This is a genomic window from Bacteroides sp. 90-K9/2, from assembly GCF_047310725.1.
Classification (GTDB): Bacteria; Bacteroidota; Bacteroidia; order Bacteroidales; family Bacteroidaceae; genus Bacteroides; species Bacteroides vicugnae.
Genome location: NZ_JBCGVL010000003.1, coordinates 287,762 through 306,229, shown reverse-complemented (window position 1 = coordinate 306,229; position 18,468 = coordinate 287,762). Strand labels below are relative to the sequence as shown.

The following is an 18,468-nucleotide window of genomic DNA, read 5'->3' as shown; positions in this document are numbered from 1 at the left end:
ATCTGTTTGTTTTCAATATAATTAACGTATCTTTGTCGACATAATATTGAAAACACCGCAGGCTTTAATTATATGAATCGACGCTACTATTGTTTGCTTATCGTTCTGTTTTTTGCTGTTCTTATTCAGGCGGCAGCAGCGGAACGTACATACAATATCCTGTTTATACAGTCATACACCTCACAAACTCCTTGGCATAGTGATCTTAATCAGGGGTTGGCCAAAGGATTTAAAGAAAGTGGCCTGAAGGTGAATATAACAACGGAGTATCTTGATGCCGATTTTTGGGCATTCAACTCCGAAAAAGTAATTATGCGTCGTTTTTGTCAGCGTGCCCGTGACAGGCAGACCGATTTGATTATAACAGCAAGTGATGAAGCTTTCTATACTCTTTTTGCCTGTGGAGATTCGTTGCCTTTGCAGATACCGGTCGTGTTTTTCGGCATTAAGTATCCTGATACGAAGCTGCTTGCTACTCATCCCAATGTTTGCGGGTTCACAGCCAATCCGGATTTTGATGTCATATTGCGTCAGGCGCAAAAGATATTTCCCCGGCGGAAAGAAGTGGTCTGTGTGATAGATAACAGCTTTTTGAGTAACAAAGGCCTTGAAGATTTTGAAGAAGAGTGGAAAATCTTTCAAAAAGATAATCCGGATTATAGAATGAAAGTCTATAATACTCAAAATTATACAACGAGTCATATTATTGCCGCTATTTGTTATCCTCGTAACAGTTATGAACGTCTGGTAGTTGCTCCTAAATGGTCGCCTTTCCTTTCATTTGTTGGCAAAAACTCAAAAGCTCCTGTCTTTTCGAGCCAGAATGTGGGATTGACCAATGGAGTTTTTGGCGCTTATGATGCCGACAGCTATACTTCGGCATTATCGGCAGCTCAAAGGGCTGCTTTAGTCTTAAAAGGTACATCCCCTCAAGACATAGGAGTGACAGAAATCACACAGGGATTCATCTATGACTATAAACAGTTGGATTATTTTCATATTGACCCCGATAAAGTAGCCTCTAGCGGAACCATCGTTAACGAACCGTATTGGGAGAAATATAAATACCTTTTTATACTGCTCTATCCGTCTATCCTGGCATTGCTGATAGCTTCTATTGTGTGGTTGATGCGTGCCAACCGACGTGAATCCAAACGACGGATTCAGGCACAGACCCGTCTGCTCGTGCAGAACAAACTTGTGGAACAGCGTAATGAGTTTGATAATGTATTTCATTCCATCCGCGATGGTGTGATAACGTATGATACCGATTTGCACATCCATTTCACAAATCGTTCCTTATTACAAATGCTTCATTTGCCGTATGAGTCGGGAGGTCGTTTTTATGAAGGAATGATGGCAGGCAGCATCTTCAAGATATATTATGACGGTCAGGATATTCTTCATTCCATGTTGAAGCAGGTAGCTGTTAAAGGAGAAAGTGTGGAGATACCGCAGGGAGCTTTCATGAAAGAAGTGCATAGTGATAAATACTTTCCGGTGTCGGGGGAGATTGTCCCGATCCGTTCAAAGAATACGATTACCGGTATGGCACTTTCCGCACGGAATATTTCGAATGAAGAAATGCAGAAGCGTTTCTTTGATATGGCAGTAGATGAGAGTTCCATCTATCCGTGGCAGTTTGATATGGAAACAAACTGTTTTATTTTCCCGCAAGGTTTCCTGAAACGTCTTGGATATGATGAAACGGTTACTACGATTTCCCGTGATGAAATGGATCGTACCATCCATCCTGAAGATTTGAAAGAAATTAGTCCACTGTTTGATAGGGCATTGACGGGTGAAGATTCAAATACCCGCCTGAACTTCCGTCAGCGGAATGTTAGTGGAGAGTATGAATGGTGGGAATACCGTTCTTCTGTAATCACAGGGCTGACACAAGATTCATTGTACAATATATTAGGTGTTTGTCAGAGTATCCAACGATATAAGACTGCCGAGCAAGAGATGAGAGAGGCGCGTGATAAAGCTCTCCAGGCTGACAAACTGAAATCAGCCTTCCTTGCAAACATGAGCCATGAGATTCGGACTCCGTTGAATGCAATTGTAGGTTTCTCTGATTTGTTAAGCGACACGAGCGGCTTTACGGGAGAAGAGATTACCCAGTTTATTGGAACCATCAATAAGAATTGTGGTCTGTTGCTGGCTTTGATTAATGATATTCTTGATTTGTCACGTATCGAATCGGGAACCATGGAATTTATGTTTGCAGAGCATAACCTGTCTTTGTTGTTAAAGACCGTCCACGATTCTCAACGGCTGAATATGCCTCCGGGAGTAGAACTGGTGTTGCGTATGCCCGAAAGCGATAAGAAATATCTGACAACGGACAACGTCCGCTTGCAGCAAGTGGTGAATAACCTGATTAATAACGCTGCTAAGTTTACGAGTAGCGGTTTCATTACCTTCGGCTATGAAAATGATGAAGATCCCGGATACATCCGTATCTTTGTAGAAGATACCGGAGTAGGTATTTCGGAAGAAGGTATTCGTCATATATTCGAACGATTCTATAAAGTCGATAACTTCACACAAGGAGCGGGTTTGGGATTAAGTATTTGCCAAACCATTATCGAACGGCTGAATGGCGTTATCTCCGTCACTTCCGAAGTAGGTAAAGGTACCCGGTTCACTGTGCGCCTTCCTAACTACTGCGAATAATCGAACGTTCATTTGTGGGCATAGTGTCCGAAAATGAACACTTTTCTTATTCTGTAATCTATTGAAAATAAAAACATTACTTTTTTGGCACATCGTTTGATCCTCTGTTGGAGGAAAATACTGTGCATAATGAAAAAGAAACGTATATTGTTTGCTCTTGTTGCCGCTTGTCTGCCATTGGCATTGTCGGCGCAGAAAGAAAGGGAGATCACCTTAAGTGAAGCCATTGCGATGGCACGTGCTCAATCTGTGGATGCTGCCGTTGCTTTAAACGAGTTGAAAACAGCCTATTGGGAATATCGCACTTTTCGTGCCGATCTGCTGCCGGAAGTCAACCTGACCGGAACTCTGCCCAATTATAATAAATCATATAGTTCTTATCAAAATTCGGACGGCTCTTACGGCTTCGTCCGTAACAACACCTTAGGACTGACCGGTGATCTTTCCATCGATCAGAACATATGGCTCACCGGTGGTAAACTTTCGTTGACCTCTTCTCTCGACTATATCAAACAATTGGGAGCCGGAGGTGACCGTCACTTTATGTCCGTCCCTGTCACCTTACAACTCACGCAACCCATCTTTGGAGTGAATAATATAAAATGGAACAGGCGCATTGAACCGGTGCGTTATGCCGAAGCAAAAGCTGCTTTTATCACCGCTACCGAAGAAGTGACAATGCGTGCTATCACTTACTACTTCAATCTCTTGCTGGCAAGAGAAAATCTCGGCACAGCGAAACAGAACCTGACAAATGCTGATCACCTTTATGAAGTGGCTCTTGCCAAACGTAAAATGGGACAGATTTCCGAGAATGAACTCTTACAGCTCAAACTTTCCGCCTTGAATGCGAAAGCAGCATTAACAGAGGCAGAGAGTGACCTCAATGCCAAAATGTTCCAGCTCCGTGCTTTTCTGGGAGTAGGTGAAGATGAAATACTAAATCCTGTTCTCCCCGAGGCGGTGGACCGTCCGAAGATGGAGTACAATCTGGTTTTAAATAAAGCATTGGAACGTAACTCGTTTGCACAGAATATCCGTCGTCGCCAGTTGGAAGCCGATTATGAAGTAGCCACCGCACGCGGAAATCTGCGTAGTGTCGATTTATTTGCAAGCGTGGGGTATACTGGCGAGAACCGGAACTTCCCTGCCGTTTACCGGAACTTGCAGGATAATCAGATTGTTCAGGTAGGCGTTAAGATTCCGATTCTCGATTGGGGAAAACGTCGTGGAAAAGTCCGGGTAGCCAAGAGTAACCGGGATGTAGTGCTTTCAAAGATCCGCCAGGAACAGATCAACTTCAATCAGGATATCTTTCTGTTGGTGGAGCATTTTAATAATCAGGCGCAGCAGTTGGACATAGCGAAGGAAGCTGATGCAATTGCACAGCAACGTTATAAAACCAGTATTGAAACTTTCCTAATAGGCAAAATCAATACCTTAGATCTGAATGATGCGCAGAACTCTAAAGATGAGGCAAGACAGAAACATATTTCCGAACTCTATTATTATTGGTATTACTATTATCAGATTCGCAGTCTGACGCTATGGGATTTTCGTTCGAACTCCGAACTTGAAGCTGATTTTGATGAAATTATCCGGCAATAAAAAAGAGAAGAGTGATGCCGGTTGCTATTTTTTTGTAGCTTTGTACAGTCATAGCAGTAAAATAATACCTATGATTAAAAAGAACATAAACTATGATTCTGATAATTGACGACGACAGCGCAGTGCGTTCTTCGCTTAGCTTCATGTTGAAACGGGCAGGATACGAAGCACAGACCGTTCCCGGTCCGCGGGAAGCAATGGAAGTAGTACGTTCCGTAGCACCGGATTTGATTCTGATGGATATGAACTTCACTCTTTCCACAACGGGTGAGGAAGGTTTAACCCTGCTCAAACAAGTAAAAATATTCCGTCCCGAAGTACCGGTGATTTTAATGACCGCTTGGGGAAGTATCCAACTTGCCGTGCAAGGAATGCAGGCAGGAGCCTTTGATTTCATTACGAAGCCATGGAATAATGCCGCCTTGTTACAACGCATCGAAACGGCACTCGAACTTTCCGCCACCTCACAGGAGACAACCCAGGAACAGAGCGAGTCTTTCGACCGCAGCCACATCATCGGGCGTAGCCAGGGATTGATGGATGTGTTGAATACCATTGCCCGCATAGCAAAGACCAATGCTTCTGTATTGATAACAGGAGAAAGCGGAACAGGTAAGGAGCTGATAGCCGAAGCCATTCATATCAACAGTCAGCGTGCCAAATATCCTTTTGTGAAAGTGAATCTCGGAGGAATTTCCCAAAGCCTGTTTGAAAGTGAGATGTTCGGGCACAAGAAAGGAGCTTTTACCGATGCTTCCGCAGATCGTATCGGACGTTTCGAGATGGCAAACAAAGGAACGATTTTTCTGGATGAGATCGGTGATCTTGATCTTTCGTGCCAGGTGAAGTTGTTACGCGTATTGCAGGATCAAACATTTGAAGTGCTTGGTGACAGCCGCGCCCGCAAGACGGATATTCGGGTGGTATCAGCCACCAATGCCGATTTGCGTAAGATGGTGGGTGAGCGTACTTTCCGTGAAGACCTGTTCTACCGTATCAATCTGATAACGGTGAAACTGCCGGCTCTGCGCGAACGTCGTGAAGATATTCCTTTGCTGGCACGTCATTTTGCTGACCGCCAGGCTGTAACCAATGGATTGCCCCGTACGGAGTTTTCTGCCGATGCCCTGCAATTCTTGAGCCGTTTGCCTTATCCGGGGAATATCCGTGAATTGAAGAATTTGGTGGAACGCACTATTTTGGTAAGTGGCAAACCGCTTCTCGATGCTTCCGATTTTGACGCCCAGTACATCCGTCACAATGATGCAAAAGTAGCCGAAGGCGCAGCACTGGCCGGAATGACTTTAGACGAAATAGAACGTCAGACCATTCTTCAGGCTTTGGAACGCTGCAAAGGAAATCTTAGTCAGGTAGCTACGGCATTAGGCATCAGTCGTGCCGCCCTTTACCGACGCCTCGAAAAATATAATATTACAGTATAAAAACAAACTGTTAATTACAGATAAACGTGCGTATAAAAGGACTTTTTTACATACTTGTCATTCTGTTGCTGGCATTGGGCAGTATATTGCTCTATCTCTCCAGTCAGATAAACGCGCTCTTTTTCTACATAGGAGAGGGGCTGGTGCTTTTTATCCTGCTTTATCTGACATTCTTCTATCGTAAGATAGTGAAACCGTTGAATACCATCGGAAGCGGTATGGAACTGCTGCGTGAGCAGGATTTCAGTAGCCGTCTTAGTCCTGTAGGACAATATGAAGCCGACCGTGTGGTGAATATATTCAACCGTATGATGGAACAGCTCAAGAATGAACGTCTCCGTCTGCGTGAGCAGAATAACTTTCTCGATCTGCTGATTAAGGCTTCTCCGATGGGAGTTATCATAACCTCCCTTGATGAAGACCTTGCGGAACTGAATCCGATGGCTTTGAAGATGCTGGGCGTTCGTCTGGAAGATGTACAAGGCAAGAAGATGAAAGAAATTGATTCTCCGTTGGCGGTGGAACTGTCCAGCCTTCCGAAAGGAGAGACGGTTACTGTCCGTCTGAACGACTCGAATATCTACCGGTGCACTCATTCCTCCTTCATCGACCGTGGATTTCAGCACCCTTTCTACTTGGTGGAAACCCTTACTGACGAAGTGATGAAAGCGGAAAAGAAAGCCTATGAGAAAGTGATCCGCATGATTGCTCACGAAGTGAACAACACAACTGCCGGCATCACTTCTACACTGGATACGGTAGAACAAGCCCTTTCCTGTGAAGAAGGTATGGACGACATCTGCGACGTGATGCGTGTGTGTACCGACCGTTGTTTCTCGATGAGTCGTTTCATTACCCGTTTTGCTGACGTTGTGAAAATCCCTGAACCGACACTTTCTTCTATCAATCTGAATGATTTGGTTTTCACCTGCAAACGCTTTATGGAAGGAATGTGTAATGACCGTCATATTGTCCTCCGCATGGAAATAGATGAAAGTATGAAAGACGTTATGCTGGATGCCGCTTTGTTTGAACAAGTACTCGTAAACATCATCAAAAATGCGGTGGAAAGCATTGAAGCCGATGGAGAAATAATAGTCCGTACTATGTCTCCCGCCACTGTTGAAGTGATAGATAACGGTAAGGGGATCAGCAAGGAAACAGAAGCTAAACTGTTCAGCCCCTTCTTCTCCACCAAACCGAACGGTCAGGGAATCGGGCTTATCTTTATTCGTGAAGTCCTGATGCGTCACGGATGCACATTCTCTTTGCGAACCTACGCCGACGGCCTGACCCGGTTCCGCATTATTTTCCCCTAATTGTGTCAAATAAGAACATTTCTTCCATCAAATAGACCTTTTTTTGTCTTAAAATCACTCATACCTTTGCCCCGCTCAATTCAATAGGATTTAAGGTATGAGATTAATGAAAAAAGGCACATTGACGCTCTTTCTTTTATTGGCTATCAGTATTCCGCTAAGTGCGCAGTATGTGGTGCAAGGTGTGGTGACTGATTCTCTGACGAAAGAACCTCTGCCTTATGCATCTGTACGCTTAAAAGACACGACAGAAGGAACTACTACCGGAAGCGACGGACGTTTCTACTTCAAAACCAACCGTCCCGAAGCAGTGCTTGTTATCTCTGTAATCGGTTATAATGACTATATCCATTCCATTCGTCCTGCCCATAACGCATCGTATAAAGTGGCGCTTTCGCCTACCGAATATGCCCTCGGTGAAGTAGTGGTAAAACCCAAACGCGAGCACTATCGGAAGAAAGATAATCCGGCCGTAGAATTTGTGCGCCGCATGATTGAAAGCCGTGACAACCATTCCCCCTACGAAAAAGACTTTTGGCAACGCGAACGTTATGAAAAGACCACTTTCGCATTGAACAATTTCGATGAAGAGAAACAGAAGAAATGGCTGTATCGTAAATTTGATTTCCTTACCGAATACGTAGACACTTCCGCCGTCACCGGTAAACCGATTCTGACAGTATCGGCTCGCGAACTGCTTGCCACAGACTATTACCGGAAATCTCCCCGTTCCGAGAAGCAGTGGGTGAAAGGGCGTAAACAGGCCGGGGTCGATGAGTTTCTCTCCAAACAAGGAATGCAGGCTGCCATCAATGAAGTCTTTAAAGACGTAGACATTTATGAAAATAATATCTCCCTGTTCACGAACAAGTTTGTCAGTCCTTTGTCTCGTATCGGCACAGGTTTCTATAAATATTACCTGATGGATACTTTACAGATTGCCGGAGAACCCTGTGTAGACCTTGCTTTTACACCATTCAATTCCGAGTCTTTCGGTTTCAACGGACATCTGTATGTGGTGCTCGACTCTACTTATTTTGTCAAACGTGCCGTATTTAATTTCCCCAAAAGGATAAACCTGAACTTTGTGGATTATATGTTGCTTGAGCAGGAATTCAAGCGTGCCGAAGATGGTACACGCTTGCTCGACCACGAAAGCATCACTGTTGAGTTTAAACTGACCGAAGGGCAGGACGGTATTTTTGCCCGCCGTGTGGCAGATTACAGCAACTACACCTTTATCCCGACTGCTGAAGCCGGCAAAGCTTTCACCAAGCCCGAACGCATTATTGAAGAAACCGAAGCTCTGTCTCGTCCCGAAACATTCTGGGCGGAGAACCGCCCGCAAGCCGCTATCTCCCAACAGGAAAACTCGGTAGACCGCCTGATGACGCAATTACGCAGCTATCCGGTATATTACTGGACCGAAAAAGTGCTTTCCATTCTCTTTACGGGATATATCCCTACCTCTAAAGAAGCCCCTCTTTTTTATATCGGCCCGATGAATGCCACCATCAGCGGTAATACATTGGAGGGTCCCCGCATTCGTGCCGGAGGTATGACAACCGCCTGGCTCAATCCGCACCTGTTTGGCAAAGGATATGTGGCCTACGGTTTTAAAGATGAAAGAGTGAAAGGATTGGCGGAACTGGAATATTCATTCAAGAAGAAAAAAGAATATGCTAATGAATTTCCGATCCATTCTCTGAAATTGCGTTACGAATCCGATGTAAACCAGTACGGGCAAAACTACCTGTATACAAGTAAAGACAACGTGTTTCTGGCTTTGAAACGTGAGAAAGACGACCGTATCGGCTACTTCCGGCAAGCAGAGATGACCTATACCAATGAGTTTTATTCCGGTTTTTCTTTCCAGTTGACGGCACGTACACGAAAAGATGAGTCCTCCTATCTGATTCCTTTCTTAAAAAAAGAAGGAGATGCGTACACTCCGGTCAAAGATTTCTCTATCACTGCGGCAGAGTTGAAACTGCGTTATGCTCCGAACGAGAAATTCTTCCAGACTCAATGGAACCGTTTCCCTGTATCGTTGGATGCACCGGTGTTTACCCTGTCGCATACCCTTGCCGGAAAAGACGTGTTGGGTAGTGATTATACCTACAATCATACCGAGGCCGGTATTCAGAAACGCTTCTGGTTTTCCGCATTCGGCTATACAGACATTATCCTGAAAGCCGGAAAAGTGTGGGACAAAGTTCCTTTTCCGTTGCTAATCATGCCTAATGCCAACCTTTCTTATACCATCCAACCCGAATCCTACTCGTTGATGAATGCGATGGAGTTTATGAACGATGAATATTTCTCGTGGGATGTTACTTATTTCCTCAACGGATGGCTGTTCAACCGCGTCCCGTTGTTGAAAAAACTTAAATGGAGGGAAATAGTTTCCTGTCGGGGTCTATATGGACATTTGAGCGATAAAAACAACCCTGCTTTGAGTGACGGTTTGTTCGCTTTTCCGATAGAACACACACAAACAATGGGAAAAACACCTTACGTGGAGGCGGGTGTCGGTATCGAAAACATTTTCAAGGTGTTACGTTTAGACTATGTCTGGAGGCTCACTTATCGTGATTCTCCCGGGATTGACAAATCCGGCTTGAGAATAAGTCTCCACATGACCTTTTAAAAGTTAAATCCTGCTAATTGCAATGTTTATATGACAAATAAAGACCGTATTAGTAATTAATTAATCTTATTTTTGCATCAATTTTAGTTTAATTTTAATAGAATAGAAATGAAACAAGAAATTAAACCCGCTACCGGGCGTCTTGGCGTACTGGTAGTCGGAGTGGGTGGTGCGGTAGCTACCACGATGATTGTAGGTACACTAGCCTCTCGTAAGGGACTGGCAAAACCGATAGGATCTATTACACAGTTAGCCACAATGCGCATGGAGAACAACGAAGAAAAACTCATCAAGGACGTTGTGCCTTTGACGAATTTGGAAGACATTGTTTTCGGAGGATGGGATATTTTCCCGGACAACGCATACGAAGCTGCTATGTACGCCGAGGTTTTGAAAGAAAAAGACCTGAACGGAGTGAAAGAAGAGTTGGAAGCTATCAAGCCGATGCCGGCTGCTTTCGATCATAACTGGGCAAAACGTCTGAACGGTACGCACGTTAAGAAAGCTGCTACCCGTTGGGAAATGGTAGAACAACTTCGTCAGGATATCCGCGACTTCAAGGCAGCTAACAACTGCGAACGTGTCGTTGTGCTTTGGGCTGCAAGTACTGAAATCTACATTCCGTTGTCTGACGAACACATGTCACTCGCTGCTTTAGAGAAAGCAATGAAGGAAAACAACACAGAAGTGATTTCTCCGAGTATGTGTTATGCGTATGCTGCGATTGCAGAAGACGCTCCGTTCGTAATGGGTGCTCCTAACTTATGTGTAGATACTCCTGCTATGTGGGAATTCTCTAAACAAAAGAATGTACCTATCTCCGGTAAAGACTTCAAGAGTGGTCAGACACTGATGAAAACCGTATTAGCTCCGATGTTCAAAACCCGTATGCTGGGTGTGAACGGTTGGTTCTCTACCAATATCCTCGGTAACCGTGACGGTGAAGTACTCGATGATCCGGATAACTTCAAGACGAAAGAAGTCAGCAAGCTGTCTGTAATCGATACTATCTTTGAACCCGAAAAATTCCCGGATCTCTATGGAGATGTTTATCATAAAGTACGTATCAACTACTATCCTCCTCGCAAAGACAACAAAGAAGCATGGGACAACATCGACATCTTCGGATGGATGGGTTATCCGATGGAAATCAAGGTGAACTTCCTTTGCCGCGACTCTATCCTTGCAGCTCCTATCGCTCTTGACCTTGTGTTGTTCAGTGACTTGGCTATGCGTGCAGGCATGTGCGGCATCCAGACTTGGTTGTCATTCTTCTGCAAGAGCCCGATGCACGATTTCGAACATCAGCCCGAACACGACTTGTTTACACAATGGAGAATGGTAAAACAGACATTGCGTAACATGATTGGTGAAAAAGAACCTGATTATTTAGCTTAATCAGTAACCCCGAATAATAAGTTGAGATTGAGATTTACCATCCTATAAAGACTGGTGGATGCTCAACCTCAACTTTTACTTTTGTATTGTACAAATTCCCGATCACGTTTGGGAACTTATGGCACAACCGACTCGTAGTTTGTAATTAGTAATAAGTAATAAATGAAGCGTCCTCCCTTTCTACCTGTTTTTATAGGCACGGGCTTTGGCTCCGGTTTTTCTCCTTTTGCTCCCGGCACGGCTGGGGCGTTACTGGCTTCTATCATTTGGATTGCATTTTATTTCCTTCTTCCTTTCCCTGTTGTATTATGGCTGACCGCCGTTTTGGTGATTGTATTTACATTCGCTGGTATTTGGGCTGCCGATAAGTTGGAAACTTATTGGGGGGAAGATCCTTCGCGCGTGGTAGTGGACGAGATGGTAGGAGTGTGGATACCGTTATTGGCTGTCCCCAATGACGACTGTTGGTTCTGGTACGTGATTGCGGCTTTTGCCTTGTTCCGTATCTTTGATATAGCCAAGCCGTTGGGCATACGCCGTATGGAAAGCCTGAAAGGTGGAGTTGGTGTGATGATGGACGATGTTTTGGCGGGAGTGTATAGTTTTATTTTGTTAGTGGGAGCAAGATGGGTGATTGGCTGAAAAGAGTTGCACGGATGATTTCCCAGAAGGGTGGTTTCTTCATGTTCTTGAGGGCGCAGCTTTCTGCTCAAATGGCAACTATTGCAGACTTTCTTGTTACGATTCTTCTGGTCAGGCTCTTCGAAGTCTACTACGTATATGCCACCTTGGCGGGGGCTATCTATGGAGGGATCATCAATTGTGTAATCAACTATAAATGGACCTTTAAATCGAAAGGAAAGAAAACGAATGTGGCTGTAAAATTTATCCTTGTATGGATTTGCAGCGTTTGGCTGAACACGTGGGGCACGTATGCACTGACGGAATCATTAGCGAGGATTCCTTGGGTACGTGATACGCTTAGCCTGTATTTCGGAGATTTCTTTATTATTCCTAAAGTGGTAGTGGCAATCATCGTAGCATTGTTCTGGAATTATAATATGCAACGCTTTTTTGTCTACCGGAATATAGATATAAGAAGTTTATTCGGAAAAAGAAACTGAAAAAACAGATTGAAAAGATCGATTGAAAGAACTGATTGAGAAAACAGAAGATTTAGATAAAAATAGATATAAACAGATTTAAACAGATGAATTACAGAGATTATTTACAACAGTTGATTTATAAGATTATCAATCCCCTGATACGCGGAATGATTAAAATAGGGATCACTCCTAACTTTATCACCACTACCGGATTTATCCTGAATGTAGTAGCGGCAGGAATGTTTGTATATGCCGGCATTTATGGCGGTCAAAATGATTTGGCCATTATCGGCTGGGCAGGCGGTGTGATTTTGTTTGCCGGATTGTTTGATATGATGGACGGACGTGTAGCTCGCCTAGGTAACATGAGTTCCAAGTTCGGTGCGCTTTACGATTCAGTGCTCGACCGTTACAGTGAATTGATGACCTTCTTCGGTATCTGTTACTATTTGTCAATGAAAGACTATTTCCTCTATGCACTTATTGCCTTCATAGCGTTAATCGGCTCACTGATGGTAAGCTACGTGCGTGCTCGTGCCGAAGGGTTGGGAATCGAATGTAAAGTAGGATTCATGCAACGTCCGGAGCGTGTAGTGCTGACCAGTCTCGGAGCTTTGTTCTGTGGCGTTTTCAAAGACATCACCGCTTTCGAACCGATTCTGATTATGATTGTTCCTCTCGCTTTTGTTGCTGTGTTTGCCAATATCACGGCTTTTGCACGTGTGAGACATTGCTACAAAGCGATGAAAGAATGAATTAATTTACTATTGGACGATTTACTATTTACTATTTACATCGTACATCCTAAATAGTACATCGTAAATAGTCCAATAGTAAATAGTCTAGTTGTCTAATCAAAACGTTATGATGATAAAGAATATTCAAATGCCGTCGAAGAGAGAAGCCCTGACTGTGACAGTCATTATGGCTCTTTTCCTTTTGCTGACAGGTATCTTCATCGGACTTCGTTCCGAGCACCTGTTAATGGCGGTACTCTATTTAGTTTTATTTTTTGCCGGATTGCCTACTCGTAAGTTGGCGGTAGCTCTGTTGCCTTTCGCTATTTTTGGAATTTCGTATGACTGGATGCGTATTTGCCCCAACTACGAAGTGAACCCGATTGACGTAGCCGGACTGTATAATCTCGAAAAGTCCCTCTTCGGAGTGATGGATAATGGCCTTTTGGTTACCCCTTGCGAATACTTCGCTGCACACAACTGGCCGATAGCAGACGTCTTTGCCGGAATTTTCTACCTTTGCTGGGTTCCTGTTCCTATCCTGTTCGGGCTTTGCCTGTATTTCAAGAAGGAAAGAAAAACCTACCTTCGCTTTGCATTGGTATTCTTATTCGTCAACCTGATCGGCTTTGCCGGTTATTATATCCATCCGGCAGCTCCGCCCTGGTATGCTATCAACTACGGTTTCGAACCGATACTTAACACACCCGGCAATGTAGCAGGATTGGGACGCTTTGATGCTTTCTTCGGAGTGACCATCTTCGATTCGATCTATGGACGCAATGCAAACGTCTTTGCGGCAGTACCTTCACTGCACGCGGCCTATATGGTAGTTGCATTAGTGTACGCCATTATCGGTAAATGCAGATGGTATGTGATTACCCTTTTCTCTATTATTATGGTAGGTATTTGGGGAACAGCCATTTATTCATGCCATCATTATATCATTGATGTATTACTCGGTATCTCTTGCGCGTTGATCGGCTGGCTGGTATTCGAATATGTATTGATGAAAATTCCGGCATTCAAAAGATTCTTCGAAAGATATTATGCATATATAAAGTAGATCTATCTCCGTGCTGGAATAAATCGTACTAAGTCATACAAGAAACAGTGAAGAACAAATATCGTAATATATTCCTCGCCTTTGGTATTATTGCCGTCCTGATTATGATATTCACTTTCGATATGGATTATCAGGAGCTTTGGATGAATCTGAAACGTGCGGGGATATATTTACCTTTGGTCTTGTTGCTGTGGCTGTTCGTCTACCTGATTAATACGGTATCGTGGTATATAATAATTCGTAGCAGCGGTAAAACCGGCTTTTCATTTGCCCGGCTCTACAAATTCACCGTGACGGGATTTGCACTCAATTACGTGACTCCCGTCGGACTGATGGGCGGTGAGCCATACCGCATTATGGAACTGAAACCCTATATAGGAATCGAACGCGCCACCTCTTCCGTGATTCTTTACGTGATGATGCACATCTTTTCCCACTTTTGCTTTTGGTTGAGTTCAGTCTTGCTTTATGTCTGCCTGTACCCGGTGGGGTGGGCGATGGGAATGATTCTGGGAGCTATAACCCTCTTTTGCCTACTGATCGTTATTCTTTTCATCAAAGGCTACCGGCATGGGATGGCAGTAGCTTTTGTCCGCATGGGTAGCCGTATTCCTTTCCTGAAAAAGAAAGTCGTTCATTTTGCAAGTGCACATAAAGAGAAACTGGAGAATATAGACAAACAAATCGCACTTCTCCATCAGCAAAAGAAACAAACATTTTATAGTGCCCTCTTATTGGAATATACCGCCCGTGTAGTCAGCTGTCTTGAAATCTGGCTGATACTGAATGTGCTGACCACTAACGTCAGCTTTGCCGACTGCTGCCTGATTGCAGCTTTCTCTTCTCTTCTTGCCAACCTGCTGTTTTTCCTGCCCATGCAACTGGGAGGTCGTGAAGGCGGCTTTGCCCTTGCCGTAGGTGGACTTTCCCTTTCCGGAGCCTACGGTGTCTATGCCGCTTTGATTACCCGGGTGCGTGAAATGGTCTGGATTGTTATCGGACTTGCACTGATGAAAGTAGGAAACTTTAAACAATCAAAAGAAAAATATTCTGCTTAAATTTATAACTTTGTCTGACTTATAAAGGATCTATATAAAAAGGCCTATAAAGAAAGCGACAATGAATAATTTTATCTTTTACAGCCCTACCGAATTTGTATTCGGACGGGACACGGAAGCGCAAACCGGAGCATTAGTGCAGAAATACGGCGCACGCAAAATAATGATTGTCTATGGCGGTGGCTCTGTGATACGCAGCGGATTATTGGCTCGTGTTGAGAAATCATTGCAGGAAGCAGGGATTCCCTATTGTATGCTGGGCGGTGTACAGCCTAACCCGATAGACACGAAAGTATATGAAGGAATCGACCTCTGCCGGAAAGAGAACGTAGATATGATGCTCGCCGTTGGTGGCGGCTCTGTGATTGATACGGCGAAAGTTATTGCAGCCGGAGTTCCTTATGACGGAGATTTCTGGGACTTCTACATCGGAAAAGCCATTGTGACGAAAGCATTGAAAGTAGCCGTTGTGTTAACGATTCCTGCTGCCGGAAGCGAGGGTTCCGGTAACACCGTCATCACGAAAGTCGATGGCTTACAGAAATTAAGCCTCCGTGCTCCCGGTGTACTGCGTCCTGTTTTCGCCGTAATGAACCCCGAACTGACCTACACACTTCCTCCTTTCCAAACCGCCTGCGGCATTGCTGATATGATGGCACACATCATGGAACGCTATTTCACCAACACGAAAGATGTAGAGATAGGCGACCGTCTGTGCGAAGGCACACTGCTTGCCATCATCAAAGAAGCAACCACCGTCATGAAAGAACCTGAAAACTACGGAGCCCGTGCCAATCTGATGTGGAGTGGAACCATTGCCCATAACGGAACCTGTGGTGTAGGTTGTGAAGAGGACTGGGCTTCCCACTTCCTTGAACATGAAATCAGTGCTATTTACAATGTAACTCATGGCGCCGGACTTTCCGTAATCTTCCCTGCCTGGATGACATGGATGACAGAACACAATGTGGATAAGATAGCCCAATACGCTATCCGGGTGTGGGGAGTGGCAGAATCTGACGATAAAAAGGCGGTGGCCCTTGAAGGAATTTCCCGCCTGAAATCCTTCTTTACTTCCATCGGCCTGCCTGTGACCTTCAAAGAACTTGGCATTGAGAATCCCGACATCGACCGCCTTGTAGATAGTCTGCACCGGAATAAAGGCGAATTGGTAGGCAATTATGTCAAATTAGCGAAACAGGACAGCAAAGAGATTTACCGTCTGGCATTATAAGAAAAACAGATATAACCAACAACTGCATCATTTGTCTTCTGATAGAGGGGTGCAGTTGTTGGTTTGTTTCTTTTGCCCCATCTTTGGAACAGTATTATAAATGCTTCCCCTCTTTATGCAACAAAACAGTATAGTTATGCCCCATTTTTAGAACAAAATTCGAGTATTTTACCCCATCTTTGAAAACTTTTTATAACTTTGTTGTTGATAACCAATAAGTTTGTGATTCATGTTTAAAAGAGATATATTGCTTCATTTGGAAAGATGGAAAGTCGATGCGCACAGAAAGCCTTTAATATTACGTGGAGCGAGACAAGTAGGTAAAACAACGGTAGTTAACGAATTTGGGAAACAGTTTGAAAATTACCTTTATTTGAATTTGGAGAAACGGGAGGCAGCATCCTTATTTGAGTTGAATGTGCCTCTAAAAGATTTGATGCCTTTGTTCTTTGCACATTGTGGAAAGGTAAAGAAAGAGGGACAAATCTTGCTTTTTATTGATGAAATTCAAAATTCGGCAAAGGCGATGGCATTGTTGCGCTATTTTTATGAAGAATTACCTGATATTTATGTGATTGCTGCCGGTTCATTATTAGAAAACCTGATAGATGTGCATGTTTCATTTCCAGTGGGAAGGGTGCAATATATGGCATTGCGTCCTTGTTCATTTCGCGAGTTTCTGGGTGCTGTCGGCGAAGAAGCTTTAGTGACTGTTTTAGATCAACCGGAAGTCACTTTCGCTTTTCATGACCGTTTGATGTTATTGTTTAATATCTATACGCTGATTGGAGGCATGCCGGAAGTTGTGCAGCTTTATGCAGAGAGCAGGGATATTCTAGTTTTGGAGTCCACTTATGAAACCCTTTTGCAAGGATACCGGGATGATGTGGAAAAGTACGCTCAAGGGAAACGACTTCCGGAAGTGATTCGTTTTATCTTAAAGGAGGGATGGCATAAAGCTGGGCAAGCAGTAACTTTAGGGGGATTTGCCGGTTCGTCTTATAATGCCCGGGAAGTAGGAGAGGCTTTTCGTCTGTTGGAGAAAGCAATGCTATTGGAACTAGTTTATCCGACTACGGCAACGGAAGTTCCGGCCACTCCTGAAATAAAGCGTATGCCCAAGCTGGTCTGGTTGGATACAGGATTGGTGAATTATGCGGCACAGGTGCAGAAGGAAGTTTTGGGAGCAAAAGATATAATGGATGCTTGGCGTGGTATGATAGCGGAGCAGATTGTGGCGCAAGAACTGTTGACACTGACAGATAAAGTCAGTCAGAAACGTTGTTTCTGGGTACGTAATAAGAGCGGTTCAAATGCAGAAGTCGATTATGTCTGGGTACAGGATTCCATGGTTTATCCCATTGAAGTTAAGTCAGGACATAACGCCCATCTGCGTTCCTTGCATTCTTTTATGAATCGCTCTGTGCAGACAGTTGCAGTCAGAATATGGTCGCAGCCCTATGCGGTGGATGAGGTGAAGACGGCAGACGGGAAAGAATTCAAATTGATTAATCTTCCCTTTTACCTCGTTGGAAAATTAGACAGCATATTGCGTCGGTTTTAAACGACCTTTGATAACGAGTAGTCTTGTAAAATCATAAAATAAAGATTAGGCACGGATTACACAGATTACACGGTTAGTGCTATGCTTATACAAAGCAACCGTGAAATCCGTGTTATCCGTGCCTAAATTATAATAAAGCTAATCTTTTTTTAGACTTTATCCCAATCCTTTTCAGCATTGAAGCAAGGACAGGCTTTGATCCATTCTTCCGGTTCAATCTCGCCGTTTCCGTTCAGGTCGGGGCTAAGATCCCGGTGTCCACATATCCGGCAATCGGGATACTCTTTCAATAAAGCAAGAATCAATACGCGCAGAGAGTGTTTTTGCCAACAGGTGCGTGTGTCCTTCGGTTGTCCCATGCAGTCGAGTCCTCCTTCGTAGCAGATACCTATACTTTCCTTGTTGAAACCGCGACAATGCGCACCGACCTTTTCTATCGGACGGGTAGACTTTATATCACCGTTCTTGCGGATATAAAAATGATACCCCGTTCCGTTGAATCCGCGCCTGCGGTGACAGATATCCAGATCATATTCCGTGAAGCTCTTGTCCTCGCGCGTGGCGGAGCAATGGATTACTATTAGATTGATAGTTCTCATGGATA

At 44.1% G+C, this 18,468-nt stretch carries 14 protein-coding genes; 13 read left to right on the top strand and 1 reads right to left on the bottom strand.

All coding sequences use genetic code 11. From position 1 onward, the window contains the following. Positions 1–72 precede the first annotated feature (72 nt). From AAHJ11_RS10630 to AAHJ11_RS10570, 13 genes are all read left to right on the top strand, one after another. Positions 73–2,682: an ATP-binding protein gene (locus tag AAHJ11_RS10630; protein WP_413579504.1), complete on the top strand. Its 2,610-nt coding sequence runs from the start codon at positions 73–75 to the stop codon at positions 2,680–2,682. A gap of 129 nt (positions 2,683–2,811) precedes the next feature. Continuing rightward, positions 2,812–4,290, top strand: a complete 1,479-nt coding sequence (locus AAHJ11_RS10625; RefSeq protein WP_195649428.1) for a TolC family protein — start codon at positions 2,812–2,814, stop codon at positions 4,288–4,290. Positions 4,291–4,382: 92 nt separating this feature from the next. Continuing rightward, a complete protein-coding gene (locus tag AAHJ11_RS10620; RefSeq protein ID WP_413579503.1) occupies positions 4,383–5,732 on the top strand; it encodes a sigma-54-dependent transcriptional regulator in 1,350 nt (449 codons plus the stop codon). Positions 5,733–5,758: 26 nt separating this feature from the next. Further along, positions 5,759–7,051 (top strand): sensor histidine kinase, encoded by a 1,293-nt coding sequence (locus AAHJ11_RS10615; RefSeq protein WP_195649429.1) that lies wholly within the window; start codon positions 5,759–5,761, stop codon positions 7,049–7,051. Between the two features lie 97 nt (positions 7,052–7,148). After that, positions 7,149–9,701, top strand: a complete 2,553-nt coding sequence (locus AAHJ11_RS10610; RefSeq protein ID WP_320974963.1) for a DUF5686 and carboxypeptidase-like regulatory domain-containing protein — start codon at positions 7,149–7,151, stop codon at positions 9,699–9,701. A gap of 108 nt (positions 9,702–9,809) precedes the next feature. Next, on the top strand, positions 9,810–11,099 hold the full coding sequence (locus tag AAHJ11_RS10605; RefSeq protein ID WP_148364834.1) for an inositol-3-phosphate synthase: 1,290 nt from the start codon (positions 9,810–9,812) through the stop codon (positions 11,097–11,099). Between the two features lie 162 nt (positions 11,100–11,261). Then, on the top strand, positions 11,262–11,741 hold the full coding sequence (locus AAHJ11_RS10600) for a phosphatidylglycerophosphatase A (RefSeq protein WP_148364835.1): 480 nt from the start codon (positions 11,262–11,264) through the stop codon (positions 11,739–11,741). Between the two features lie 14 nt (positions 11,742–11,755). Further along, positions 11,756–12,223, top strand: a complete 468-nt coding sequence (locus AAHJ11_RS10595; RefSeq protein WP_148364836.1) for a GtrA family protein — start codon at positions 11,756–11,758, stop codon at positions 12,221–12,223. Between the two features lie 86 nt (positions 12,224–12,309). After that, positions 12,310–12,960 carry a CDP-alcohol phosphatidyltransferase family protein gene (locus AAHJ11_RS10590; RefSeq protein WP_148364837.1) on the top strand — a complete coding sequence of 217 codons (651 nt, stop codon included), beginning with the start codon at positions 12,310–12,312 and terminating at the stop codon, positions 12,958–12,960. A 130-nt stretch (positions 12,961–13,090) separates the two neighbouring features. After that, positions 13,091–14,008, top strand: a complete 918-nt coding sequence (locus AAHJ11_RS10585) for a phosphatase PAP2 family protein (RefSeq protein ID WP_148365007.1) — start codon at positions 13,091–13,093, stop codon at positions 14,006–14,008. A 47-nt stretch (positions 14,009–14,055) separates the two neighbouring features. Then, on the top strand, positions 14,056–15,066 hold the full coding sequence (locus AAHJ11_RS10580; protein ID WP_320982729.1) for a lysylphosphatidylglycerol synthase transmembrane domain-containing protein: 1,011 nt from the start codon (positions 14,056–14,058) through the stop codon (positions 15,064–15,066). Positions 15,067–15,127: 61 nt separating this feature from the next. Continuing rightward, complete coding sequence (locus AAHJ11_RS10575) at positions 15,128–16,300, top strand: iron-containing alcohol dehydrogenase (protein WP_413579501.1); 1,173 nt, start codon at positions 15,128–15,130, stop codon at positions 16,298–16,300. A 229-nt stretch (positions 16,301–16,529) separates the two neighbouring features. Next, positions 16,530–17,864 (top strand): ATP-binding protein, encoded by a 1,335-nt coding sequence (locus tag AAHJ11_RS10570; RefSeq protein ID WP_099147013.1) that lies wholly within the window; start codon positions 16,530–16,532, stop codon positions 17,862–17,864. Between the two features lie 149 nt (positions 17,865–18,013). Here the strand turns inward: AAHJ11_RS10570 and AAHJ11_RS10565 are convergent, their stop codons facing one another. Continuing rightward, the gene (locus AAHJ11_RS10565) at positions 18,014–18,463 is read right to left on the bottom strand and encodes an N-acetylmuramoyl-L-alanine amidase (RefSeq protein WP_148364840.1); all 450 of its coding nucleotides are present in this window, start codon (positions 18,461–18,463) and stop codon (positions 18,014–18,016) included. Between the last annotated feature and the right edge of the window lie 5 nt (positions 18,464–18,468).

Excerpts from the sequence above, each read along its gene's own strand:
- AAHJ11_RS10630 (WP_413579504.1), top strand. The coding sequence starts at position 73 with ATGAATCGACGCTACTATTGTTTGCTTATCGTTCTGTTTTTTGCTGTT.
- AAHJ11_RS10625 (WP_195649428.1), top strand. The coding sequence starts at position 2,812 with ATGAAAAAGAAACGTATATTGTTTGCTCTTGTTGCCGCTTGTCTGCCA.
- AAHJ11_RS10620 (WP_413579503.1), top strand. The coding sequence starts at position 4,383 with ATGATTCTGATAATTGACGACGACAGCGCAGTGCGTTCTTCGCTTAGC.
- AAHJ11_RS10610 (WP_320974963.1), top strand. The coding sequence starts at position 7,149 with ATGAGATTAATGAAAAAAGGCACATTGACGCTCTTTCTTTTATTGGCT.
- AAHJ11_RS10605 (WP_148364834.1), top strand. The coding sequence starts at position 9,810 with ATGAAACAAGAAATTAAACCCGCTACCGGGCGTCTTGGCGTACTGGTA.
- AAHJ11_RS10600 (WP_148364835.1), top strand. The coding sequence starts at position 11,262 with ATGAAGCGTCCTCCCTTTCTACCTGTTTTTATAGGCACGGGCTTTGGC.
- AAHJ11_RS10595 (WP_148364836.1), top strand. The coding sequence starts at position 11,756 with ATGATTTCCCAGAAGGGTGGTTTCTTCATGTTCTTGAGGGCGCAGCTT.
- AAHJ11_RS10590 (WP_148364837.1), top strand. The coding sequence starts at position 12,310 with ATGAATTACAGAGATTATTTACAACAGTTGATTTATAAGATTATCAAT.
- AAHJ11_RS10585 (WP_148365007.1), top strand. The coding sequence starts at position 13,091 with ATGCCGTCGAAGAGAGAAGCCCTGACTGTGACAGTCATTATGGCTCTT.
- AAHJ11_RS10575 (WP_413579501.1), top strand. The coding sequence starts at position 15,128 with ATGAATAATTTTATCTTTTACAGCCCTACCGAATTTGTATTCGGACGG.
- AAHJ11_RS10570 (WP_099147013.1), top strand. The coding sequence starts at position 16,530 with ATGTTTAAAAGAGATATATTGCTTCATTTGGAAAGATGGAAAGTCGAT.
- AAHJ11_RS10565 (WP_148364840.1), bottom strand. The coding sequence starts at position 18,463 with ATGAGAACTATCAATCTAATAGTAATCCATTGCTCCGCCACGCGCGAG.